Annotated in this window: 24 protein-coding genes; 14 read left to right on the top strand and 10 right to left on the bottom strand. The window is 66.2% G+C overall.

Going from position 1 to position 22,979, the window contains the following annotated elements; all coding sequences use genetic code 11:
• The first annotated feature begins 20 nt into the window (after positions 1-20).
• Positions 21-662, top strand: a complete 642-nt coding sequence (locus DDT93_RS06255) for an LON peptidase substrate-binding domain-containing protein (RefSeq protein ID WP_109464960.1) — start codon at positions 21-23, stop codon at positions 660-662.
• Complete coding sequence (locus DDT93_RS06250; protein WP_109464959.1) at positions 659-844, top strand: Trm112 family protein; 186 nt, start codon at positions 659-661, stop codon at positions 842-844. The genes DDT93_RS06255 and DDT93_RS06250 overlap by 4 nt, the downstream gene beginning before the upstream one ends.
• A 109-nt stretch (positions 845-953) precedes the next feature.
• On the opposite strand, the gene DDT93_RS06245 is transcribed toward DDT93_RS06250, so the two are convergent.
• Positions 954-2,180: an FAD-dependent monooxygenase gene (locus DDT93_RS06245; protein WP_109464958.1), complete on the bottom strand. Its 1,227-nt coding sequence runs from the start codon at positions 2,178-2,180 to the stop codon at positions 954-956.
• Positions 2,181-2,266: 86 nt separating this feature from the next.
• Here DDT93_RS06245 and DDT93_RS06240 point away from each other — a divergent pair, with 86 nt between their 5' ends.
• From DDT93_RS06240 to DDT93_RS06220, 5 genes are all read left to right on the top strand, one after another.
• Complete coding sequence (locus DDT93_RS06240) at positions 2,267-3,595, top strand: amidase (protein ID WP_109464957.1); 1,329 nt, start codon at positions 2,267-2,269, stop codon at positions 3,593-3,595.
• Between the two features lie 107 nt (positions 3,596-3,702).
• On the top strand, positions 3,703-4,884 hold the full coding sequence (locus DDT93_RS06235; RefSeq protein ID WP_109464956.1) for an aminotransferase class I/II-fold pyridoxal phosphate-dependent enzyme: 1,182 nt from the start codon (positions 3,703-3,705) through the stop codon (positions 4,882-4,884).
• Between the two features lie 16 nt (positions 4,885-4,900).
• Positions 4,901-7,825 (top strand): DNA translocase FtsK, encoded by a 2,925-nt coding sequence (locus tag DDT93_RS06230; RefSeq protein WP_109464955.1) that lies wholly within the window; start codon positions 4,901-4,903, stop codon positions 7,823-7,825.
• Positions 7,826-7,935: 110 nt separating this feature from the next.
• Positions 7,936-9,225, top strand: coding sequence for a hypothetical protein (locus DDT93_RS06225; protein WP_109464954.1), 1,290 nt, complete (start codon positions 7,936-7,938; stop codon positions 9,223-9,225).
• 104 nt (positions 9,226-9,329) lie between these two features.
• The gene (locus DDT93_RS06220) at positions 9,330-9,929 is read left to right on the top strand and encodes a LolA family protein (RefSeq protein WP_109465758.1); all 600 of its coding nucleotides are present in this window, start codon (positions 9,330-9,332) and stop codon (positions 9,927-9,929) included.
• Here DDT93_RS06220 and DDT93_RS06215 read toward each other — a convergent pair whose 3' ends face one another.
• Positions 9,930-10,514: a transglycosylase SLT domain-containing protein gene (locus DDT93_RS06215; protein ID WP_109464953.1), complete on the bottom strand. Its 585-nt coding sequence runs from the start codon at positions 10,512-10,514 to the stop codon at positions 9,930-9,932. It lies immediately after the preceding gene.
• A 206-nt stretch (positions 10,515-10,720) separates the two neighbouring features.
• Between DDT93_RS06215 and hspQ the strand changes: the two genes are divergently transcribed.
• On the top strand, positions 10,721-11,047 hold the full coding sequence (gene hspQ, locus DDT93_RS06210; protein ID WP_109464952.1) for a heat shock protein HspQ: 327 nt from the start codon (positions 10,721-10,723) through the stop codon (positions 11,045-11,047).
• Positions 11,048-11,093: 46 nt separating this feature from the next.
• On the opposite strand, the gene DDT93_RS06205 is transcribed toward hspQ, so the two are convergent.
• From DDT93_RS06205 to DDT93_RS06195, 3 genes are all read right to left on the bottom strand, one after another.
• Positions 11,094-12,668: a gamma-glutamyltransferase family protein gene (locus DDT93_RS06205; protein ID WP_109464951.1), complete on the bottom strand. Its 1,575-nt coding sequence runs from the start codon at positions 12,666-12,668 to the stop codon at positions 11,094-11,096.
• Positions 12,669-12,976: 308 nt separating this feature from the next.
• A complete protein-coding gene (locus tag DDT93_RS06200) occupies positions 12,977-13,402 on the bottom strand; it encodes an ATP-binding protein (protein ID WP_109464950.1) in 426 nt (141 codons plus the stop codon).
• A gap of 30 nt (positions 13,403-13,432) precedes the next feature.
• Positions 13,433-13,771 (bottom strand): STAS domain-containing protein, encoded by a 339-nt coding sequence (locus tag DDT93_RS06195; RefSeq protein ID WP_109464949.1) that lies wholly within the window; start codon positions 13,769-13,771, stop codon positions 13,433-13,435.
• A 91-nt stretch (positions 13,772-13,862) separates the two neighbouring features.
• Between DDT93_RS06195 and DDT93_RS06190 the strand changes: the two genes are divergently transcribed.
• The gene (locus DDT93_RS06190; RefSeq protein WP_109464948.1) at positions 13,863-14,891 is read left to right on the top strand and encodes an alpha/beta hydrolase; all 1,029 of its coding nucleotides are present in this window, start codon (positions 13,863-13,865) and stop codon (positions 14,889-14,891) included.
• A gap of 77 nt (positions 14,892-14,968) precedes the next feature.
• A complete protein-coding gene (locus DDT93_RS06185) occupies positions 14,969-15,424 on the top strand; it encodes a GAF domain-containing protein (RefSeq protein WP_109464947.1) in 456 nt (151 codons plus the stop codon).
• 9 nt (positions 15,425-15,433) lie between these two features.
• Here the strand turns inward: DDT93_RS06185 and DDT93_RS06180 are convergent, their stop codons facing one another.
• Positions 15,434-15,622 carry a hypothetical protein gene (locus tag DDT93_RS06180; RefSeq protein ID WP_109464946.1) on the bottom strand — a complete coding sequence of 63 codons (189 nt, stop codon included), beginning with the start codon at positions 15,620-15,622 and terminating at the stop codon, positions 15,434-15,436.
• 344 nt (positions 15,623-15,966) lie between these two features.
• On the opposite strand from DDT93_RS06180, the gene DDT93_RS06175 reads away from it, so the two are divergent.
• A complete protein-coding gene (locus DDT93_RS06175; RefSeq protein ID WP_109464945.1) occupies positions 15,967-16,590 on the top strand; it encodes a LysE family translocator in 624 nt (207 codons plus the stop codon).
• Between the two features lie 2 nt (positions 16,591-16,592).
• Positions 16,593-16,973 carry a GFA family protein gene (locus tag DDT93_RS06170; protein ID WP_198654797.1) on the top strand — a complete coding sequence of 127 codons (381 nt, stop codon included), beginning with the start codon at positions 16,593-16,595 and terminating at the stop codon, positions 16,971-16,973.
• Between the two features lie 90 nt (positions 16,974-17,063).
• On the opposite strand, the gene DDT93_RS06165 is transcribed toward DDT93_RS06170, so the two are convergent.
• Together DDT93_RS06165 and DDT93_RS06160 are read right to left on the bottom strand one after the other, a co-directional pair.
• Complete coding sequence (locus DDT93_RS06165; protein WP_109464944.1) at positions 17,064-18,293, bottom strand: aminotransferase-like domain-containing protein; 1,230 nt, start codon at positions 18,291-18,293, stop codon at positions 17,064-17,066.
• A gap of 99 nt (positions 18,294-18,392) precedes the next feature.
• On the bottom strand, positions 18,393-18,803 hold the full coding sequence (locus tag DDT93_RS06160; protein WP_109464943.1) for a nuclear transport factor 2 family protein: 411 nt from the start codon (positions 18,801-18,803) through the stop codon (positions 18,393-18,395).
• A 120-nt stretch (positions 18,804-18,923) separates the two neighbouring features.
• Between DDT93_RS06160 and DDT93_RS06155 the strand changes: the two genes are divergently transcribed.
• A complete protein-coding gene (locus DDT93_RS06155) occupies positions 18,924-19,577 on the top strand; it encodes an RluA family pseudouridine synthase (RefSeq protein ID WP_109464942.1) in 654 nt (217 codons plus the stop codon).
• Positions 19,578-19,774: 197 nt separating this feature from the next.
• On the top strand, positions 19,775-20,227 hold the full coding sequence (locus DDT93_RS06150) for a glyoxalase superfamily protein (protein ID WP_109464941.1): 453 nt from the start codon (positions 19,775-19,777) through the stop codon (positions 20,225-20,227).
• An 18-nt stretch (positions 20,228-20,245) separates the two neighbouring features.
• On the opposite strand, the gene DDT93_RS06145 is transcribed toward DDT93_RS06150, so the two are convergent.
• Entirely contained in the window at positions 20,246-22,039 is a 1,794-nt protein-coding gene (locus tag DDT93_RS06145) for a patatin-like phospholipase family protein (protein WP_109464940.1), read from the bottom strand.
• A gap of 334 nt (positions 22,040-22,373) precedes the next feature.
• The gene (locus DDT93_RS06140) at positions 22,374-22,784 is read right to left on the bottom strand and encodes a hypothetical protein (RefSeq protein ID WP_109464939.1); all 411 of its coding nucleotides are present in this window, start codon (positions 22,782-22,784) and stop codon (positions 22,374-22,376) included.
• Positions 22,785-22,979 lie beyond the last annotated feature (195 nt).

Genomic DNA, 22,979 nt, shown 5'->3' with positions numbered 1-22,979 from the left:
CGAGGACTAGCTTCCTTAGCATGATCAAAGCTGCCGATCTGCCGGATCTTATTCCGGTGTTTCCCTTGCCCGGGGCACTGTTGTTGCCCCGGTCCAGATTGCCGCTGAACATCTTCGAGCCGCGTTACCTCCAGATGCTGGAAGACACGCTCAAGACACCGCACCGGCTGATCGGCATGGTCCAGCCCAACCCGCGCCCGGGCGGCAGCGACGGGCTTCACAGCATCGGCTGCGCCGGGCGGGTCACGCAGTTCTCGGAAACCGAGGACGGGCGCTACATGATCACCCTTGCCGGGATATCGCGCTTCCGCATCTCGCAGGAGGTGTCGGGGTTCACCCCCTACCGGCGCTGCGAGGTGTCGTGGACTGGGTTCGAGAGAGACCTCGCCCGCAGCGAGAGCGATCCCGACTTCGACCGCACGGCCTTTCTCGAACTGCTGCAACGGCTGTTCGACCGGCGCCACATGGCGACCGACTGGAAAACGCTGAAGCGGGCCGAGGACGAGCTGCTGATCAACTCGCTGTCGATGCTTCTGGACTTTGCCCCCGAGGACAAGCAGGCCCTTCTGGAGGCCCCCTCGCTGAGCACCCGGCGCGAGACGCTGGTCACCCTGATCGAATTCGCCCTGAGGGGCGGGAATGGAGACGAGACATGGCAATGAGCGATACCCAGCCGGCGTTCGACCGGCGGATGCTGGAGGCGCTGGTCTGCCCCCAGACCCATGCCAACCTGGAATACGACGCCGAGGCGCAGGAGCTGATCTCGAAGCCCGCCGGGCTAGCCTTTCCGATCCGCAACGGCATCCCGATCATGCTGGTGGACGAGGCGCGGCGCCTCGACTGAGGCACCTACGCTTGGTTGACAGGTGGTTAACCGGCCAAGGAAATCAGGCGGTTGCGCGAAAAATGTTTCGCGCGCGAAACGGCAAACAAAACCTTAACGCGACAGCGGTCTAGACCCGCTTGCCCTGCATCAGCCGGGGCAGGTCCCCGGTCAGCCCGGCGGCCTCGCGGATGAAGGTCCGGCGCAGGGCAGGGGCGGCATTGACCAGCCCCATGCCGATGTCACGGCCAAGGCGCAGCAGCGGGTTGTCATTCGAGAACAGGCGGTTGAACGCATCCGTCGCCAACGCCAGCGTCGCAGTGTCAAAGCGCCGCCACTGCTGGTAACGCTCCAGCACCTGCCGCCCGCCCATGTCCTCTCCGCGGCGTGAGGCGTCCGCCAGCACCTCGGCCAGCGCCGCCACGTCCCGCAGCCCGGCATTCAGACCCTGCCCCGCGATGGGGTGGACGCCATGCGCGGCGTCGCCGACCAGTGCCAGCCGCTCGCCGATGAAGCTGTTGGCGAGCGAGAGGCCAAGCGGGTAGGTAAAGCGCGCCCCGGCAAGGCCGATCTCGCCAAGGAAATCGCCGAAGCGGGGCCGCAGCATCTCGAGGTATCCCGCATCGTCCAATGCGTTGATCCGCAGCGCCTCGGCGGTGCGCTCGCTCCAGACGATCGAGCTGCGGTTGCCGGTCAGCGGCAGGATCGCGAGCGGCCCCGGGGGCATGAAGAACTGGTGGGCGATCCCCTCGTGCGGCATCTCGTGCGAGATGGCGCAGACCAGCGCGGTCTGGCCGTAGTCCCAGCCGGTGCGCCGGATCCCGGCGCGCGACGCGGTGCCGCTCAACCGTCCGTCGCAGCCGACCAGCAGCGCGCCATCGAGACGGTCGCCGTTGTCGAGGTCGACCGAAACGCCGCCGGGGGTGCCGTGCTGCCCGACCACGCGGCTGCCGTTCACCTGCGTGATCAGCGGGCTGGCGTCCATCGCGTCAAGAAAGGCGCGGCGCAGGTGGCGGTCTTCGACCATGTAGCCCATCGGGCCTTCCTCGATCTCGCCGTGATCGAAATGCAGGAAGAAGGGCGAGGGGCCTTCGCCCGCGCGCCCGTCGCTGACCTTGATCTCCAGCATCGGCTGGGCCTCGTCAGCCACGGCCTCCCAGACCCCGATGGCCGACAGCAGCCGCTGTGAGGCGAGAGCCAGCGCATAGGCGCGCCCGTCAAACCCGGCGTCCTTGCGGGTATCCTCCGCCAGGGCGTCGATCACCGTCACGGGGAACCCGGCCTGGGCCAGGGCGAGCGCCAGCGCGGGGCCGTTCAGCCCGCCGCCGACGACGAGAATGTCAGTGCTTCGGTTCATGCCGCTCAATATGTGCGCCGATCCGGGATTGTCCATGCGGATTGCTGTCGCTACCGTCCGCCCAACCACTGGGAAAGGATGGCGGAATGCAGGACTGGCTGAAAATGACCGCGGCTGATCTGGGTCGCGGGATCGGAGCGGGCAAGATCGACCCGGTGGCCCTTGCCGAAGCGCATTTCGACGCCATCGAGGCGCACCAGTTCCGTGACCGCATCTATGCCCGCCTGACCCGCGACCGCGCGCTGAGCGAGGCGGGAGCCGCCCATGACCGTGCCAAGGCGGGCCGCCGGCTGTCGCCGCTGGACGGCGTGCCGATCTCGTGGAAGGACCTGTTCGATACGGCGGACGTGGCGACCGAGGCGGGTTCGGCCCTGCTGAAGGACCGGGTGCCAGAGCATGATGCGCCGGTGCTGGTCAACGCGACGCGGGCCGGGCTGGTCTGTCTCGGCAAGACGCATATGAGCGAACTGGCCTTCTCGGGTCTCGGCTACAACCCGGTGACCGCGACCTCGCCCTGCGTGAACGATTACGAGGCCGTGTCGGGCGGGTCGTCCTCCGGCGCCGCCGCCTCGGTGGCCTTCGGCCTCGCTGCGGCTGGGATCGGATCGGACACGGGCGGTTCGGTGCGGGTGCCCTCGGCCTGGAACGACCTCGTGGGGCTCAAGACCACCTCGGGGCGACTGAGCCTCGACGGCGTGGTGCCGCTGATCAAGAGCTTCGACACCGTCGGCCCGCTGACCCGCAGCGTGGAGGACGCGGCGCTGCTGCTTGCCGCGATGGAGCAGGGGAGGGCGGCGGACCTGCGGGGCGCTTCGCTGGCAGGCCGCCGGTTCGCGATCCTCAAGACCGTCGCGATGGAAGATGTGACCGAGGCGCCCGGTGCGGCCTTCGAGGGCGCCGTGCGCAAGCTGCGGGACGCGGGCGCCGTCATCGAAGAGATCGAGTTCGCCGCCATCCGCGACGCGATGGACGTGAGCGCGGTGCTCTACAGCGGCGAGGCCTACGGCCAGTGGGGCGCTGTCATCGAGGCCAACCCCGAGCTGATGTTCCACGAGATCCGCCAGCGGTTCGAGCTGGGTAAAACCTTTACCGCGGCGCAGTTCGCGGCGGCGTGGGAACGGCTGCAGGACATCCGCAAAGCCTATTTCGCGCTGACGGCGGGCTATGACGCGGTGCTGTTGCCCAGTTCGCCGATCCTGCCTGCCAACCTGCACCGGCTGGAGACCGACCACGACTACTACGTATGGGTTAACCTCTTTGCGCTGCGCAACACGCGGATCGGCAACCTGATGGGAACCTGCGGCCTGACCCTGCCCACGGGCACGCCAAGCTGCGGCCTGATGATGATGTGTGCGCCCGACACCGAGGAAGCCATGCTGCGACTCGGAGCAGCCGCCGAAGCGGTGTTGGCCTGAAAGACACAAATTCCCTGTCAAGCACCGGGTTTGGCTGGACGCGAAGGGGGCACGCCGGTAACTTGCTGACAAACGGGGCGTAAATGATCCCGACTGAGGCAGTATCGATGGACTTTCCCGAACGGTTTTCGAACCTTCCGGCCTATGCGTTCCCGCGCCTGCGGGCGCTTTTGGATTCTCACGCGCCGGGCGGCGACGTGGTTCACATGACCATTGGCGAGCCGAAGCATGCGTTTCCGGCCTGGGTCAAGGACGTGATCACGGACAACGCTGCCCTGTTCAACAGCTATCCCCAGAACGAGGGTACCGACGAACTGCGCGGCTCGATCGCCGACTGGTTCCAGCGCCGCTATGGCGTCGCGCTTGATCCGGCCAGCCAAATCCTTGCGCTGAACGGCACCCGCGAAGGGCTCTACAACGCTGCAATGGCGCTGTGTCCCGAGCTCAAGAACCGCTCGACGCCCATCGTTCTGACGCCGAACCCCTTCTACCAGGTCTACATGATCGCGGCGATTTCGGTCGGGGCGGAGCCCTTGTTCGTGCCCGCGACGGCGGCGACCGGCCACCTGCCGGACTATCGCGGGCTTGCGCCCGAGATCCTGAACCGCACGGCGATTGCCTATATCTGTTCGCCTGCCAACCCGCAGGGCGCGGTGGCGTCGCGCGATTATTGGGCTGACCTGATCACGCTGGCCGAGGAATACGATTTCCGCATCTTCGCCGACGAATGCTACTGCGAGATCTACCGCGACACGCCGCCTCCGGGCGCCATGCAAGTTGCGCGCGAGATGGGGGCGGACCCCGAGCGGGTGACCGTGTTCCATTCGCTGTCCAAGCGGTCGAACCTGCCGGGTCTGCGCTCGGGGTTTGTTGCGGGCGGGCCCAAGTCCATCGCCGCGATGAAGCAGTTGCGGGCCTATTCCGGGGCGCCGCTGCCGGGGCCGCTGCAGGCGGCTGCCGCAGCCGTCTGGGCGGACGAGGCGCACGTGACAGAAAATCGCCGTCTTTATCAGGAAAAATACGCTATCGCCGACGAGGTCTTTGCCGGTGTGCAGGGCTATCAGCCCCCCGAGGCCGGGTTCTTCTTGTGGCTTCCGGTGGATGACGGCGAGGCGGCGGCCCTGAAACTCTGGCAGGAGACCGGGGTGCGGGTGTTGCCGGGCGCCTATCTGGCGCAGGGCAAGTCGGGGCAGAACCCCGGCGAGGGATTCATTCGCGTCGCCCTGGTGGCGCCCCAGGACGAGACGCGGCGCGCGCTGACGATGTTGCGCGATTGTTTGTACGGATAAGTAAATCGAGGCAGGTATGGCATCCTATCATATTCGCAACCGCGATCCGCTGCTCGACAGCAACATGCAGGCGGCGATCGAGAAACGCGGCAAGGAACTGATCGGGATTTTCCTGTTCTGTCTCGGCTGTGCGGCTGCGGCGATGATCGGATCCTATACGCCCGAGGACCCGAACTGGCTGGTCTCGACCGATGCACCGGTGCAGAACTGGATGGGGTCGCTTGGCGCCTCCATCGCCGCACCGCTGTTCATGATCATCGGCTGGGGCAGCTGGGGTATCGCGCTCTGCCTGATGGTCTGGGGCGCGCGGTTCGCGTTCCACCGCGGAGAGGAGCGCGCCGTTTCGCGCGTGGTCTTCGCGCCGATCGCCATCGCGCTGGGCTCGGTCTATGCCTCGACGCTGGTGCCCGATGCGGCATGGAAGGCGACGCACAGCTTCGGCCTTGGTGGGATGTTCGGCGATACGGTGACCGGTGCGCTGCTGACGGCGCTGCCCTTCGGGTCGCACCTGATGATCAAGCTCACCTCGCTGGTGATGGCGGCGGCGATGCTGGCGCTTGGCGGTTACGTGCTGGGTGTCACGAAATACGAGGCGAGCCGGGGCACCCGGTTCGTTCTGATCGGCTTGATCATGGCCTACAGCGCGCTGCTGACCCTGCTTGGGCGCAGTGCAGCCGGTACCGCCAAGATGGTACGTCAGCAGGGCGTCCGCGTGGCGGAGCGGCATCAGGAATTCCGTATCGCGCGCGCGGAACGGGCGGCGCAGCGTGACGATTGGGAAGAGGACGATTACGAGTTCGAGCCCATCGAGATCGTGTCGCGCCCGGAGCCGGCCGAACCGCGCGGCGGTTTCCTGTCGCGTATGCCGAGCCTGATCCGGCGCCCCGAGCCGGAACCGGAACCCGAACTGGACGAAGCCCAGCTTTACCGGGATGAAGACGCCACGGGTGGCGAGCGCATCCGCTCGAAGATTGCCGACATCGTGCGTGCCCGCCGTCAGGCCGGGCTGCCGGTCGAGCCCGAGGACGACCCGACCAAACCGCTGACCAAGGGACGTGGCCGCCGGCCCGAACCGCTGCTGGTCGCGCCGCGGCCCTCGACGGGCCTGAGGGCCGAGCCGCCGCTGACCAGCGCGCAGGCCGCCGCCCGTCCGGCGCCGGTGGCAGAGCGTTTTGTCGAGGACGAGTACGACGACCGTTATGATGACCGCTACGACGACAATATGTTCGACGACGAGCCCTACTACGAGGCCGAGCCGGAGATGATGGAGTCCGAGCCGATGCCGGTGAGCCAGCCGGCCGTCGCGCGCAAGGTTCCGGTTCCCGAGCCGCGCAAGGTGGTCGAGAACCCGGCCCGCAAGGCGCCGGTCCAGTCCCGCCGCGCACAGGCCGAGGCGCAGCCGCGCCTCGCGCTGGAGGACGAGAACAGCGACTTCGAACTGCCGCCCCTCAGCCTGCTGTCCGATCCCAAGGCGATCCAGCGGCACCACCTCTCGGACGAGGCGCTGGAAGAGAATGCGCGGATGCTCGAGAACGTTCTGGACGACTATGGCGTCAAGGGCGAGATCGTCAGCGTCCGTCCGGGCCCCGTGGTTACCATGTACGAACTGGAACCGGCCCCGGGCCTCAAGGCCAGCCGCGTGATCGGCCTTGCCGACGATATCGCGCGTTCGATGATGGCGCTGTCGGCCCGCGTTTCGACCGTGCCGGGCCGCTCGGTGATCGGGATCGAACTGCCGAACGACAACCGCGAAAAGGTGGTCCTGCGCGAGATCCTCGCCAGCCGCGACTTTGGCGATGGCAACCAGGCGCTGCCGCTGGCGCTGGGCAAGGACATCGGGGGCGACCCGATCGTCGCCAACCTCGCCAAGATGCCTCACCTGCTGATCGCCGGGACCACGGGTTCCGGTAAGTCGGTCGCGATCAACACCATGATCCTGTCGCTGCTCTATCGTCTGACCCCGGACGAGTGCCGCCTGATCATGATCGACCCCAAGATGCTGGAACTCTCCGTCTATGACGGCATCCCGCACCTCCTCTCCCCTGTTGTGACCGACCCCAAGAAGGCCGTGGTCGCGCTCAAGTGGGTGGTGGGCGAGATGGAGGACCGCTATCGCAAGATGTCCAAGATGGGCGTGCGCAACATCGACGGCTACAACGGCCGGGTCAAGGATGCGCTGGCCAAGGGCGAGATGTTCTCGCGCACCGTGCAGACGGGCTTTGACGACGAGACCGGCGAACCGGTGTTCGAGACCGAGGAATTCGCGCCCGAGAAAATGCCCTACATCGTCGTGATCGTCGACGAGATGGCCGACCTCATGATGGTCGCGGGCAAGGAGATCGAGGCCTGCATCCAACGCCTTGCGCAGATGGCGCGTGCCTCGGGCATCCACATCATCATGGCCACGCAGCGTCCCTCGGTCGACGTGATCACCGGTACGGTCAAGGCGAACTTCCCCACCCGGATCTCGTTCCAGGTGACGTCCAAGATCGACAGCCGCACCATCCTTGGTGAAATGGGCGCCGAGCAGCTGCTGGGCATGGGCGACATGCTCTACATGGCCGGCGGCGCCAAGATCACCCGCTGCCACGGCCCGTTCGTCTCGGACGAGGAAGTCGAGGAGGTGGTCAACCACCTCAAGCAGTTCGGCCCGCCGTCCTACGTCAACACCGTTCTGGAAGGCCCGGACGAGGACAAGTCGAACGACATCGACATGGTACTTGGCCTCGGTGGCAACACGGACAGCGAGGATGCGCTCTACGACACCGCGGTGCAGATCGTGATCAAGGACCGCAAGTGTTCGACCTCTTACATCCAGCGCAAGCTGGCCATCGGCTACAACAAGGCCGCGCGCCTGGTCGAGCAGATGGAGGAAGAAGGCGTCGTCTCGGCTGCCAACCACGTGGGCAAACGCGAGATCCTCGTCCCCGAACAGCAGTAGGCGCCCAACTGGTGCCACATTGAAGCGTAAAACCATGCCGGGCCCCTTGCCCGGCATGTTTGTTTGGTCACCATGGTTCGGTGTGGTGCGTTTTCCAGGAAAGTTGTTTCATGACAGTTGTTTCCGATTACACGGCGATTCTCGCCTATCTCGATTACGCGGCTCAGCGCTGGAACGCGGGTGAGTCGCTCGGCTCCCCGGTTTTCGTCAGCTATCATTTCATGACTCCGGACGAGCTCCCCTCTGCGTGGGAAGTCGCCTATGCGGTCGATACGGTCACCGTCCTGAATCCGGCGGTCGAGGACGCCGTTCGTGCGGCCATGGACGCCATCGAGGCGGTGACGGGGATCACCTTTGTCGAGAAGGCCGACGGCGAGGCGATGATCAACCTGCACGGGGTGACCGGCTCGGACTGGGGCGGCTGGGCCAATTACCCTTGGGTGAACAACGGCGCGGTTTCGACCGGGTCCTTCGTCCTCGACGTGTCCTCGCTGGACCTGTCTTCGGGCTATTCGGCCGAAGTGATCCTGCACGAGCTCGGCCACGCGGTCGGCCTGTCGCATACCCACGAGGGCGGGCTGACGCTGAGCTCGGTCTTCGACAGCCACCGCTACACGCTGATGTCCTACAACTACACGAACTATCCGGTGGGAGAGCTGGGCGTGCTGGATGAGCAGGCGCTGCGCCACATCTACGGCGAAAGCGGCGCGGCGGACGACTGGTCCTACGGGTTCCGCGACGACGGCGTGTTCCGCGTCGTGGCAGGGGCCGAGGATGACCGGGTGATCGGCGTCGGGTCCGAGAACCTGCTGAAGGGCGGCGGCGGCAATGACCGGCTGATCGGGGGCGGTGCAGACGACCGCATTATCGGCGGGGCAGGGCGCGACGTGATCGTGGGAAAGAACGGCTCCGACGTGCTGCTGGGGGGCGGCGGCAACGACAAGATCTACGCGAGCTTCGCGGGAGATGTCTATTACACGGCCGACAGCAACCGGCTGGTCGGCGGCAAGGGCAACGACCGCCTGTTCGGGGACGGCGGCGCGGATGACCTGATCGGGGGCGATGGGGACGACGTGATCTCGGGCGGATACGGCGACGACCGGATCGTCGGGGGCAAGGGACTCGACCGGCTGAACGGGGGAGGGGGGCGCGATGTCTTCGTCTTCAATCCGAAGCAGGACGGCGCGCGCGATATCGTGCAGGACTTCAACATCTACTCGGATTCGCTCGACTTCGGTCGCCTGACCCTGACGATGGAGGACGTGAAGCTGCGCGAGATCAACGACGGTGCCGATCTGGTGCTGAAGATCGACCTTGGCGACGACGCCTACAGCATGCTGTTCCGCGACATGTCGGCCTGGTCGATGGAGTATCACCTGACCAGCTACGCGGGTTTCTGAGGTGTTCGGCCGGGTTCGGGATGGGCGGCGCTCTGCCGCAGGATGATCACTGCCGCGCGAGGGATGCTGGATTTCCGCGCGGCGGGGTTTATCTAGGCGTCATGATCAAGTCTCTGACCCTTGCCGCCCTCCTGACGGGCGCCCTGGCTTCCAACGCGCTCGCCGCGGAGGAGCTTTCGCTGTCCGCCATCTCGGACTACCTGAACGGCTTCAGCACCGCCGAGAGCGACTTTGTCCAGTACAACGAGGATGGGTCGAAATCGACCGGTACGCTGTATGTGAAGCGGCCGGGCAAGATGCGGTTCGAGTACAATCCGCCCAACAAGGGCTACGTGATTGCCAGCGCCGGGTCCGTGATGGTGCGGGATTCGAAATCGAACGTGCCGCCGGAAACCTACCCGCTGAAGCGGACTCCGCTTTCGATCATCCTTGAGAAGAAGGTTGATCTTGGGCGCGCGAACATGGTCGTCGGGCATGATTTCGACGGCACCTACACGGTTGTCCGCGCCCAGGATCCCGAGCATCCCGAGTACGGGTTCATCGACCTGAAGTTCAGCGATGCGCCGGTGGCCCTGCGCCAGTGGACCATCACCAACGAACAGGGCAGCCGGACGGCGGTGGTCCTTGACGGGCTCGAGACCGGGATGACGATCCAGGATTCGCTGTTCTATCCCGACATCACGCGGCGCGCGAACAACCGCTGATCAGTAGCGGCCGCAGCTTGCCAGCTGCGACTGGTACAGCACGGCGCGCGCCTCGACGTCGCCCGCGACCCGCAGCAGCCAGCTCTTGCTGTTGTGACTGCCACGCGCGAAACCGGAATGACCCTCGTGGTAGGCGAGGTACTGGTTGCGCGCGTCGGTCAGTTCGATCCCGACCTTGTAGTGGCTGCGGCTCATGTACCAGCCGATGAAGTCGGCCGAGTCCCGGATGTTGTCGCGCTTGGCGCCGCGTCGGCCGGTCGACTTGCGGTAGTCGTCCCAGGTCGAGTCGAGCGCCTGGGAATAGCCGTAAGCGCTGGACTGGCGCCCCATCGGGATCACGCCAAGGGTATAGCGGAACGGGGTGCGCGCATCGCTGCGAAAGCGGCTTTCCTGATAGACGGTCGCCATCTGCACCGCGACGGGCACGCCCCAGCGGCGTTCGGATGCCTTGAAGGCACGAACGTACTTGGGTTTTTCCCGCACGATGGCGCAGGCGTTGTCCAGGTTGCTGGGAGGCGAAGAGAATCCGCCACCGCACGACGCCAGCATCAGCGTGAGGATCATCACGCAAAGGGATCTGCTCATTGCCTCTTGCCTTTTTTGACGGGATTTTACAGCAAGAGGCGCTCGCTGCAAATCGGTTTCCGTTGACGAAACCGTCAGAACGCGGGCGAATTCGGGCTAAGTCACTGTAAAACTGGGTGGCACAGACTGTTTCTGCGAAATCCCGGTCCCGGGATTGGACATTTTGGGGTGGAAAAGGGTATTGGTTGATGCCAGGGGCTGAAGATATGTTGACGAAACGTGCCAAATATAACCTGGGCCAGGTCGTGCGCCACCGGAAGCATCCCTTCCGGGGGGTGGTTTTCGACGTCGATCCGGAGTTCGCCAACACCGAGGAATGGTACGAGGCGATCCCCGAGGAAAGCCGTCCGGCCAAGGCACAGCCATTCTATCACCTGCTCGCCGAGAACGATCAGAGCTACTACGTGGCCTATGTCTCGGAGCAGAACCTGGTGGCAGATTATTCCGGCGAGCCGGTGGATCACCCCGATATCCCCGAGATGTTCGGACCGTTCCAGGACGGGTCTTACCCGCTGCACGTTCACCTGAACTGACGCAGCGGGCTGGCGGTGGCCGCAGAAGCGGCCAGCGCCTTATCGCTCAGTAGCCGATGGCGCAGCCGTCCTTGCGGGGATCGCTGGCGCCTTCCAGCACGCCATCCTCGCGAATCCGGATGGCCTGGGACCCGCCGAGCGGATCGCTTGGCACGGCGACCTTGTGGCCCATGTCGGCCAGTTCCTGCCGCACGGCGTCGGAGTAGCCCTTTTCGACGTTCATGGTGCCGTTGTCGGAGAAGCTGCGCGGCGCGTCCATCGCCGACTGCATGTCCATGCCGAAGTCGGTCAGGTTGGTGACAAAGCGCGCGTGGCCGTTCGGCTGGTAGGCGCCGCCCATGACGCCGAATGGCGTTGTCACACGGCCGTTCTCGCGCAGCATGCCCGGGATGATCGTGTGCATCGGCCGCTTGCCGCCCTTCATCTCGTTCGGATGGCCTTCGGCCAGCGTGAAGCCGGCGCCGCGGTTCTGGAACAGGATGCCGAACTTGTCCGAGGCGATGCCCGAGCCGAAGCCGTGGAAGATCGAGTAGATCAGCGACACGGCCATGCGGTCGCGGTCGACCACGGTGATGTAGATGGTGTCGCGGTGGATCGCCTCGGTCAGCGGCGCGGCGGCGGCCATTGCCTTCTTTGGGTCAATCAGCGCGGCGAGGCGGGCTGCTGTTTCGGGGGCCAGCATGTATTCGAGCTTCGACGTATGGTGCGCGTCCGCGATGAAACGGTTGCGCGCGTCATAGGCCAGCTTGGCGGCCTCGGCCTCGATATGCGCGCGCAGGGCGCCGAAGGGCTCCATCGCGGCGATGTCGAAGTGCTTGAGGATGTTCAGCAGCAGGATCGCCGTGGCGCCCTGGCCGTTGGGCGGATGCTCCACCAGGTCGACGTCGGCGTAGGAGCCGCTGACCGGCGCGGTTTCCTCGCATTCGGTCGCGGCGAAGTCGTCAAGCGTGTGGACACCGCCGAGAGCCCGCAGCGAGGCGACCATGTCCTCGGCGATTTCGCCGGTGTAGAAGGCGTCGCGCCCGTTCTTGGCGATGCGGCGCAGCACCTCGGCCTGTCCGGGGGCGCTGAAGGTCTGGCCCACGGTCGGGGCCTTGCCGTTCAGCAGGAATGCCTCGCGCGCCTTGCCCTGCAGGACGGCGGCGTCGTCTGCCCAGTCGAAGGCGACGCGCGGGGCGACCGGCACACCGGTTTCGGCGTAGTGGATCGCGGGGGCGAGGACGGCGTCGAGGCCGATCTTGCCCACGGTTCCGGCGAGATGGCAAAAGGCGTCGATGGCGCCGGGCACAGTCACCGCGTAGGGGCTGTGAAGCGGCACCGCGGTTTCGCCCTTGGCGCGCAGGTCTGCGGCGTTGGCGGCGGCGGGCGCGCGGCCCGACCCGTTCAGGGCGCGGATGTCCTTGCCGGGTTCGGACCACAGCACGAAGCAGTCACCGCCGATGCCGGTCATCTGGGGTTCGCAGATCCCGAGCAGCACGGCCCCGGCAATGGCGGCATCCATCGCGTTGCCGCCCCGTTTGAGAATGTCGAGGGCGGCCTGTGCGGCCAGAGGGTGTGACGTGGCGCACATGCCTTCTGACGAGAGGACGGGGGAACGGCCGGGATAGTGAAAGTCGCGCATTTGGGGTCTCCTGAATTGCGGCGAGCCTAGAGCGCAATCCGGGAAAGGAAAACCGAATTTCGGACCCTTGTTCAGGGCGTTCGGTCGCGATGTGGGGAAAGAAAGTCCTCGGTGCCGCGTACTGGGTGGGGGCTAATGAAACGCGGCACCGAGGGAAGCCATATGCAGCTACAGGTTCTGTATGGGAGTTGTTTCAGGCATCAGTTTGATGGGATTAAGGCGCTTTTGCGGCAGCGAAAATTGTAGGTGCTTCAGGAATCGATCCGTTCGGTTTGGTGGCACTGTTTCTGTGCGAATGGTTCAAAGGTTCAGGAAACGTCGAAACGCAGGCGCAGGCGGTTGAATCCATTGCGGCGGACGTAGGACAGGTCGCTGGTCAGCCGGCGGATCAGGAGCCATCCGAAACCGCCCTCTGGCAGCTGGTGGCGGGGCAGGGCAAGGTCCACCGCGTGGCCCGCAGGCAGGCTGTTTGCCGTGAAGGGTGCGCCCCTGTCGCGCACCGTCAGGATCAGACCCGAGGCGCCGAACACGTAGGCGACGCTGACGAGTCCGGGTTCCCGGCCGCGATAGGCGTGTTCGACGATGTTGTTAACGACTTCGGCGAGGACGAGTTCAACGTCGGCGAGGGGCGTTCCGCCCAGCCCGTGCTGCCGCAGGGCGTTCACCACTTGCTCGATCCCGTCGCGGGCGGCTTCGGTGCTGGCCGCGAAACGGTGGAGGCCGCGCGGCGTCATGCGTATTCCCGGGCGGGCGGGTGCACGCCCCTAGCCCTGTTCGGGGGCCAGCGCAGCGGAGAGCGAGGGGAAGAGCCGGAACACCGTATCCATCCGGGTCAGCCGGAAGACTTTGTCCACGGCGGGCGTCAGCCCCGCGAGATCGAGACGGCGCAGGGCACTGAGCTGTTTCATCGAGGCGACGATGGCGCCGAGCCCGCTGGAATCGATGAACTGCACCGCGGCAAGGTCGAGCACCACCCGGGGCGGGCCCCCGGCGGTGGCGTTGCGCATGTCTTCCTTGAACTGGATCGCGACCGCGGCGTCGATCCTGTCGGCGGTCACGGTGACGATCATCACCTCGTCCTCGATCCGGCTGCTGAGGCACATGGCCAAATCCTTGCAAGTGGCAGAGGATCGCAAGGCTAGACTGGAAAGCTTACCATTCGGTATGCAGGCTTAGTCGGATTTGGGAGGCGGGATGAAGCTGTTTCGTATCATGTGGGGGCTGGTGAAGATCGGTCTGCCCGAGCCGCTGGTCAGCGCGATCTACCGGGGGCGGCTGGCCGAGGTCGACGGGCGTGCGATCGACCCCAAGGCGCAGGCGCTGAGCGATCTGGTGGCGCTGGTGCGCGACCCGGCGGTGCAGATGACGGTCGAGCAGAGCCGCAAGCAGCTGGCCGGGTTCGTCGCGCGATTCGATCTGCCGGGGCCGGACGTGCGGCGGACCGACATCAAGCTGCCCGGGGCCGAGGGTCCCCGCGCGGCGCGGCTCTACCAGCCCGAGTCGGGGGGCAAGGCGGGCACGCTGCTTTACCTGCACGGCGGCGGCTGGATCCAGGGAAGCATCGACAGCCATGACGCGCTTTGCGCCAAGCTGGCGGCGGGCGCGGACGTGCGGGTGATCTCCTACGATTACCGCCTCGCGCCCGAGCACAAGTACCCCTCGGCCTCGGACGACATCCTTGCCGCCTACCTGGGGCTCATCGGGGGCGCCGGAAAGGTGAAGGCGGACCCGGGCAAGCTGGTCGTCGGCGGAGACAGTGCGGGCGGCAACCTGACCGCCGCGCTGATGCACGATCTTGCCGAGGGCGGCCATCCCCTGCCCGCGGGGCAGATGCTGATCTATCCGGCGGTCGACGGCACGCTGAGTTCGCAGTCGATGGCGGCGCTGGCGGACAGCCCGCTGCTGCCGCGGGACCGGATCGACTGGTATCTCGATCTCTATCTGCCCGAGGGGCAGGACATGACCGCGCCGCGCTTTTCGCCGCTCTACTCGTCACGGCTGGCCGGGCAGCCCCCCGCCTTCGTGCTCGCGGCGGGACATGACCCGCTTTGGGACGACGGTCATGCCTATGCGGGCGCGTTGCAGGCGGCCGGAGTCCCGGTCGAGATGGCGGCCTATCCGGGGCAGGTGCACGGGTTCCTGAACCTGACCCGGATCCTGCCGCAGGGCACCGAGGCGGTCGAGCGGGCGGTGACGTGGCTGCGAGGTGTCCTGAAGGGGTGAGAGGGATCTTGCCCCGGGGCACAGATCGGGACAAAAGCCCGCCAACACTGGAGGCCACGGCCCCGAAAGGATCGAGAATGCAGGTAGACTACGACGCACTGGACAAGACCATCGCGGCCCTGACCGAGGGCGAAACGGATGCCGTCGCGCTGATGGCGACGGTGGTCTGCGAGGTGCACCATGCCGACAGCCGGTTCGACTGGACCGGTTTCTATCGGGTGACCGAACCGGGGCTGCTGAAGATCGGGCCCTACCAGGGCGGGCACGGCTGCCTTCAGATCCCGTTTTCGCGCGGGGTCTGCGGAGCGGCGGCGCGCACGGGCGAGATCCAGCTGGTTCCCGACGTCGATGCCTTTCCGGGCCATATCGCCTGTGCCAGCTCGACCCGCTCGGAGATCGTCCTGCCGGTCTGTGACGGGGACGGGCGGCTGATCGCGGTCTTCGATATCGACAGCGATCAGCCTGATGCCTTTACCGAGAGCGATGCCGCGCGGCTGGGTGGCCTGCTCGATGCGGTCTTTGCCCGGATCTGACGCGCGGTCTCAGTTCGGCTGGGCGAACATCGCGGTGCGGTCGATCCTGGGTGCGGAGGTGCACCAGCGGTCGCCACGCTCTTCCCAGACCGCGTCGCGGACGGTTGCGTGAACGGTGATGCGACCGCTCTCGGTCTGGATGATGTCCGGGTTCAAAAGGTTGAGGAACAGGGCCAGCATTTCGGCGGACAGACACATGTGGGTTGCTACCTTTTCTCGTTTCAGGTGACACCGCCGTCCTCCAGCGAGGGTGTGTGCGACGAGGATAGACCCGGGCGGGACCGGTGATTGTTCACTTTTGCTGCGACGCAGCATTTCGGTCGGCGGCGAGAGGCCGTCGCCCGGTTTGCGGGCGTTCTCGCGGTGTTCGCCTGGTAATTGAGCGAAATCGAGTCGATTTGTACCTTCGCGGGGGCTCCCGGCCCTGCTCGGGTGGCTTTCCCGGCACAGGGCGGCAAGGTCGCTTGCATGTGCCTTTGCGCGGGTGTTAGCGGCGGTCCGGCGCCTCGATCCGCGGGGCCGGACAACCTGAGAGGCCCGAGATGAGTTTCCACGCCTGGACCGTGTTCGCCTTGTTCTGGGTGGTCTTCGTGACGACGCCGGGGCCGAACGCGGTGAACTGCATCGCCAACGGCATGACGCTGGGCTTTCCCCGGGCGATGGTCGGGGTGCTGGCGATCCTGACGCAGGCGACGGCCTTCCTGCTGCTGTCGGCCGTCGGGGTGACCGCGCTGATCGCGGCCTCGCCCACCGGGTTCTTCGTGGCAAAGCTGGCGGGTGCGGGGTTCCTGATCTTTCAGGGGGTGCGCGGCTGGATCAACGCGAGGAAGCCGGTGACCGCCGACCTGCGCCCGGCCCGGCATGTCTACCTGCACGCGCTGGCGGTGGCGACGATCAACCCCAAGAGCGTCGCCGGTTACCTTGCCGCCTTTTCGCAGTTCGTGCAGCCGGACCGGCCAATCATGGAGCAGATGGTGGTGATCATGCCCACCGCGCTGGTGCTGACCACGCTGAGCTACACCACCTACACCGCGCTGGGCGCGGGACTGGGCAAGGCGGCGCTGGGAGCCGTGTTCAACACATGGTTCCGGCGGTTTACCTCGGCCTGTTTCATCCTCTACGGTGTGCTTCTGGGGACATCCTCGACACCACAGCTGAGGGGCTGATCATGCGCAAGGGAAGCTGCAACTGCGGCGGCGTCACGTTCACGGTCGCGGGGGATCTGCCGCCGCCGTCGCTTTGCCACTGCGGCCAGTGCCGCAGGCAGTCGGGACACGCCTGGGCCTCGACCCGCACGGCGGAGGAGGCGGTGAGCTTCGAGACGAACGCGACCCTGACATGGTATGCCTCCAGCGAGGTCGCGAAGCGCGGCTTCTGCTCGGTCTGCGGGGCCTTCCTGTTCTGGAAGCACCTGGAGGAGCCCGAGATCTCCATCGCCATGGGATCGCTCGAGATGCCGACGGGGCTGAGCCTCGGCAAGCATATCTTCGTGGCGGACAAGGGCGATTATTACGAGATCGCCGACGGGCTGCCACAGCGGGACGGCTGAACCGAGGCGCGAGCGGAGACGGCAGGAGCGAGGGGCTCTGCCCCTCGCGCTCCCCGGGATATTCTCAACCCAAAGAAGGCCGGGCCGATGTCAGGCGGCGGCGAGCGGCGCGACGGCGTCGGCGATGGCGAGACCGAGCCGGCGGATGCCTTCCTCGATCGTCGCCTCGTCGCAGAGCGAGAAGCTGAGCCGGAGGTTGTTGCCGGCCGAGCCGTCGGCATAGAAGGCGCGGCCCGGAACGAAGGCGACCTTCTGCGTCCGCAGGGCCTGGGCCAGCAGGTCTGCCGCGTCGATCTGTTCGGGCACCGTCACCCAGATGAACATGCCGCCCTCGGGTTCGGTCCAGGAGACGCCCTCGGGCATATGGGCGGAAAGGGCGCGCAGCATGGCGTCGCGGCGGCCGCTGTAGGCCTTGCGCAGCCTGGTCACATGGGTGTCGAAGATGCGGGTGGCGACCTCGTGGATCACGATCTGGTTCAGGCTGGCCGAGTGCAGGTCGGCGGCCTGCTTCATCAGCACCAGCTGGCGGATCACCGGTTTCGCGGCGCAGACCCAGCCGACGCGCAGGCCGGGCGCCAGCGTCTTGGAGAAGCTGCCGCAGTAGATGGTGCGGGTGTTCTCGATGCTGCCCTTGCGGGCGATGTCGAGGGCGAGCACCGGCGGGATGGCCTCGCCGTCGAAGCGGAGCATCTGGTAGGCCGCGTCCTCGATGATGGCGATGTCGAGATCTTCGGCGAGGTCGAGCATGCGCTCGCGCTCGGCGCGGGTCAGGGTGCGGCCGGTGGGGTTGGCGAAATCGACCGACATGTAGGCGAACTTGACCCGGCCCCCGGCCTCGGCGGCGGCCTCGGTATATTGCGCGGCGGTGCGGTTGGTTTCGGACGGGAGGCGGTCGTAGGCGGGTTCGTAGGCGTTGAAGGCCCCGAGCGCGCCCATGTAGGTGGGCCAGCCGACCAGCGCAGTGTCGTTCGGCGAGAGCAGCAGCTTGCCGAGGTAGTCGAGCGCCTGCTGCGAGCCGGAGGTGATCAGGATGTTGTCGGCGTCGCAGGGCACGCCGAGCTTGCCCATCTCGGCGGCGATCCAGTCGCGCAGCGGGCGGTAGCCCTCGCTGACCGAGTATTGCAGGGCGGCGTTGGCGGTGCCGTCACGGAAGATGCCGGCGAAGGCGGCCTCGAACTCGTCGGTGGGGAACATCGCCGGGTCGGGAATGCCGCCGGCGAAGGAAATGATGTCGGGCTGATCCAGGAGCTTGAGCAGTTCACGGATCTCCGACGCCTTCATCCGTTCGGCACGGCTGGCAAAGACCTGATCCCATTGCATGGCTTTCGACTCCTTTTCGGTTCAGCCCGTCTGCAAGACCTCATCCGCAAGAATATGTCAATAAAGCTGACCTTGGTGACATAAAATGTTACCGTGGCCTCAGGCGAGGGCCTTGCGGAACTCGAGGAAGCGCGCGTCGGTCGCGACCCGGGCATTCATCGCGTCGCGCAGCGCGCCGACGGATTTGTGCGGGCGCATCACCACTTCGAAGGTTTCGATCATGCCCTCGTCGTCCAGCGTGATCAGGTCGACGCCGACGGCGTCGAACTCCCCGATCCTGCACTGGAATTCCAGCGCCCAGTCCTTGCCGTCGCCCATCACGCGGCGATAGCGGAAGTCGGAAAACACCTGCCCCACGTGGCCGAGCACAGCGGCGACGGGCGCACGCCCGGTCCAGGTAGCCCAGTAGGTGGGCGGCATGAATTTGACCTGTTCCGCGAGGATGGTCGCGATCTTCTCGTCCTCGCCGCTGGCGACGATATCCATCATCCGTTCGATCGTGGGGTGCATCTGGTCTCTCCTCTCTCAGATGGCGCGACTGTCGCGACTCGCCCCCGGCCGGGCAAGCGCGACGTTGCGGCGGGTGGCACCGCCCTTGTCGGCGCCGCGCGGCTGGCTTAATCAGCCGCGATGGCCGTCCGCACCGAATATGACCCGCCCACGGGAGACCTCGACATCCTGCATGTGGATGCCGACATCCTCGTGGTGAACAAGCCGGCGGGCCTGCTCTCGGTGCCGGGCAAGGGCGAGCACCTGGCAGATTGCCTGATCGCCCGGCTGCTGGCGCTTTATGCCGATACGCTGCTGGTGCACCGGCTGGACCGCGATACCTCGGGCGTGATGGTCTTTGCGCGGACCGCCCATGCGCAGCGCCACCTCGGGCTGCAGTTCGAGAAGCGGCAGTCGAAGAAGACCTATGTCGCGCGTCTGGCCGGGCGGCTGAGCCCGCGGTCGGGCACCGTGGATCTGCCGCTTATCGTCGACTGGGAGAACCGGCCGCGCCAGATGGTCGACCACGAGAACGGGCGCGCGGCGGTGACCGACTGGCACGTGATGCGCTATGACGACGAAACCACGCGGGTGCGGCTGTTTCCGAAGACCGGGCGCAGCCACCAGCTGCGGGTTCACATGCTGTCGCTCGGGCATCCGATCCTTGGCGATCCGCTCTACGCGGCGGAGACCGCGCTGGAGTATCCCCGGATGATGCTGCACTCGGAAGAGCTGCGCATCCGGCACCCCGAAGGCGGAGCGCCGCTTAAGTTCCGCGCGCAGCCGGATTTCTGAGGCCACAGCGCGCGGATCTTGACGGACCAGTCCCAAGCTCCTATCTGCGGGCTCAGGTTCGGGTCCCCTGCCGCTCGCTGGCGCACGCCATGGTGAAACCCGCACGGCACATCTGACGCCCTTTCGATGGCATGTGTTCAGGTCGGTAACGCGAGCACCCGCCAAATCGATGCATGCCCGTATTGCGAGGCACGACGATGACCAAGACCGATACCAATGACCGTATCGAAGAGCTGAAAGCCGAGGCGCGGCGTCTGCGCGCCACCCTGGCCGAGGCCGGAACCAAGATCAGCCACTCCGACGCGCTGGAGCGTATCGCCCGCCAGCATGGCGCGCGCGACTGGAACACGTTGCGGGCGCAGGCGGTGACGCGCACCCACAACCGCCGTCCGCTTGCCGTGGGCGACCGGGTGACGGGGCGCTACCTGGGCCAGCCGTTCACCGGCTACGTCTATGGCATGACCCATGCCGAGCAGTCGCCCTACTCGCGGATCACGCTGCAGTTCGACGAGCCCGTGGACGTGGTGACCTTTGACAGCTTTTCGGCCTTCCGCAGCCGGGTCAGCGGTGTGATCGACGACCGGGGGCAATCGCTCTACCGCACGTCGAACGGCGAGCCGCAGATCGTGGTGGAGCATGTGGCGCTGTAGGAACGGCCGCCGCCCGGGTCAGGGCGGCGACGGGCTCTCCGCCCCGAGGCGGAGGGCCTCCAGCAGGTCCGGCCGGTGGGCGGTGAGGTCGCGCAGCATCATCCGGGCGTAGTCCTCCGCCGGGCCGGTCAGGCCGAAGGCGGCTTTCCAGTTCATGAAGCTCATCTCGTCGGGCAGCGGCGGGGTCAGCAGCCAGTCCTGTGGCCAGAGGTCGCGGGCGTGGTCCGTGCGGCCCGCCAGCATGCTGCGCATGATGGTGTCGGCGATGCCGGGGGCGGGCGGTTCGCGCCAGAGGCCGGGGCGCAGCAGCCCCAGCAGCACGCCTGCTCGGCCCGGGATGCGGGCGTAGTTGTAGTGGGCCTCGGGCGCGCGCGCGCGTTCGAGCGAGACCAGCACATTGGGCCCGGCCTTGATCGTCCGCATGGCGCGGTAGGGCAGGTTGTCGAGCAGGCCGCCGTCGACCATCAGGTCGCCATCGCCCCGGATGAAGGGCGGCAGGATGCCGGGCAGCGCGCTGGAGGCGCGGATCGCCTCCCACAGGGGGCCGGTGCGCAGGGTGCGGCTGCGGTTGGTGGTGAGGTCGGTGGTCACCGCGTAGAAGGGCAGCCACATGTCCGCGATGTCGGTGCTGCCGAAGTGCTCGGCCAGCTTGGCGTCGAAGCGGCGATGGTCGAGCAGGGCGTAGCGGGGCAGGGTCACGCGGCGCAGAGAGCCGCTGCGCAGGAAGATGTCGCCGGTGCGCCGGGTCACGTCATGCGGGGCGAGCCCGAGGGCAAAGGCCGCCGCCATTGCGGCGCCGACGCTGGTGCCGCCGTAGACGTCAAAGCGCAGCCCGGCGCGGTAGAGCCCGGTATGGACACCGACATGGGCCATGCCATAGGCCCCGCCCCCCGACAGGACCAGCCCGACGGCGCTGCCGGCGAGGAAACGCGCGAGCCGGGCCACGTCGGCGGTGTCGCGCAGCGTTACGTGGTGGTGCATCGAGGCGGGGCGCGATCGCAGCCAGTCGCGGGTTCCGGCGACCAGCGGGCGGCGGCGGCGATGCAGGAGCACCAGCCGCCGCTGGTCGGGCGAGGTCTGGGTCAGCGCGAAACGCTCGCCGGGAGAGAGCGGCAGGGGCGCGCCGGGCGGGGCGACCAGCAGGACCTGATCGGACTGGCGCACGCAGGCCTGCTGCCAGTCGTCGCCGCCCTCGGCGAGGTAGAGGGTCAGCCCGGCGCGGCGCTCGGTCCGACTGAACCAGTCGGTCGCGGCGGCGCTGTCGGGGGGCAGGTTGCCCGAGGAAGAGCGGAAGATGTCGAGCGTGATCAGCCGCGCGTCGGCCAGCGGTGCGAGGGCGGTCATCAGCATGTCGGTGAAGCGCTCGGGAACCGGTGCGCCGCCCGCCGCCATCAGGCAGAGCGTTCGCGGCCGGGTGTTGCTGGCGGTGCGCGTGTCGGCGCCCCGGTAGCGGTCGGCAAGGCGGGAGGCGAGTTCGGCGATGATCGCCTCGCGCAGGTCGGGCAGGCGGGCGCAGTGGCTCTCGTAGGCCTCCCGCGTCAGCCGCAGGGCGAGGGAATCCCGGTAGGCGATCACGCTGGCGGTGCGGGTGGCCCCGGTGAAAAAGCCGATCTCGCCCACCACGCTGCCCGCCTCGATGTGGCCGACGGTCTCGCCATTGCGCTCGACCCGGAACCGTCCAGCCAGCACGAAGTAGACGGCGTGCGACTCCGCGCCCTGGGTGATCAGAGTCTCGCCCCGGCGGATGTGCAGGCTGCCGAGGTCGTCGAGCGACATGCCGGTCGACAGCAATATGTCCAGTAGCCGCGCCATGACCCTTCCCTGTCCGGGCGCGCAAGGGTGGCCAATCCGGCCCTCCTCCCGCACCGAATCCCCAAAGGCAAGTGTAAGCGATTGCGAGAAGAATCCACCCTCTTCTCGACGCGTCTCGCTGCACCGGGCAGGAAAAGAAAAACCCCGCCAGAGGCGGGGCTATGTCGAAAGTGCAACCGGGTCCCAGTTTTCATTTGACAGCAATGCCATCAAATCCGGTATCTCTTCGGTCCTTGGACCTACTTTACCGTCTTGCGACGGTGTGTGAGGCGGGTGTTCTCACCTTACACTTTCAAGAACTTGCGAATGGAGATAGTAGCCGCCCCTTGGTGTGTCAAGGCTTGGGCCTTGGTTTGACTATCTTCAGAATTCCCTTGTGCCGCTTCTTGTCGAGTTCTGACTGAGTGATGAAGTAACTAGAGCAGACATGATAGAAGCCATCCGCCTCATTCTTCTGAATGGTGAGCGCGATCAAGGCTGCACCGCCAACACCCGGAATTCGGCCAACGATTTCGATTTTTTCTGCATTTCTGTGGTCATCGCCGAGGTAGGTGGGGCATGAGATGATCTGAGACAAGTGTGGAACGATGCGCGGTACATCATTGGGGTGACGCTTAAATGCATGCTTCTGGGCCGCCGCCGAGAACTTGACCTCACCGGGTTCAAGCTCAATTCCTAGAGTCCGGTATATGTCTTCGTCGGGCATCGGGCCTGGGAAGATGTCAAAAGGCCTGTGCTTAGCCATTTTCCCTCATCTTCAGCCGGTGAAATGAAAAGACAATTCTATGTTCTGGGTCACTCCAGAAGCCATGAGGCTCGCGACAGGCCCGAGGCTTCGAAACGTTTGGGGAAATTCACGGGTATTCAGGTGGTTCTTCTTAAATTGCGATGGTTTTCTAAATTGGTCGTTAATGCTGAAAGAAAAACCCTGCCGCAAAAG

The organism is Albibacillus kandeliae (assembly GCF_003116585.1).
In the GTDB taxonomy this organism is placed as follows: Bacteria; Pseudomonadota; Alphaproteobacteria; order Rhodobacterales; family Rhodobacteraceae; genus Albibacillus; species Albibacillus kandeliae.
The sequence above is the reverse complement of the archived record's forward strand: the minus strand, read 5'-3'. Positions and strand labels throughout refer to the sequence as shown.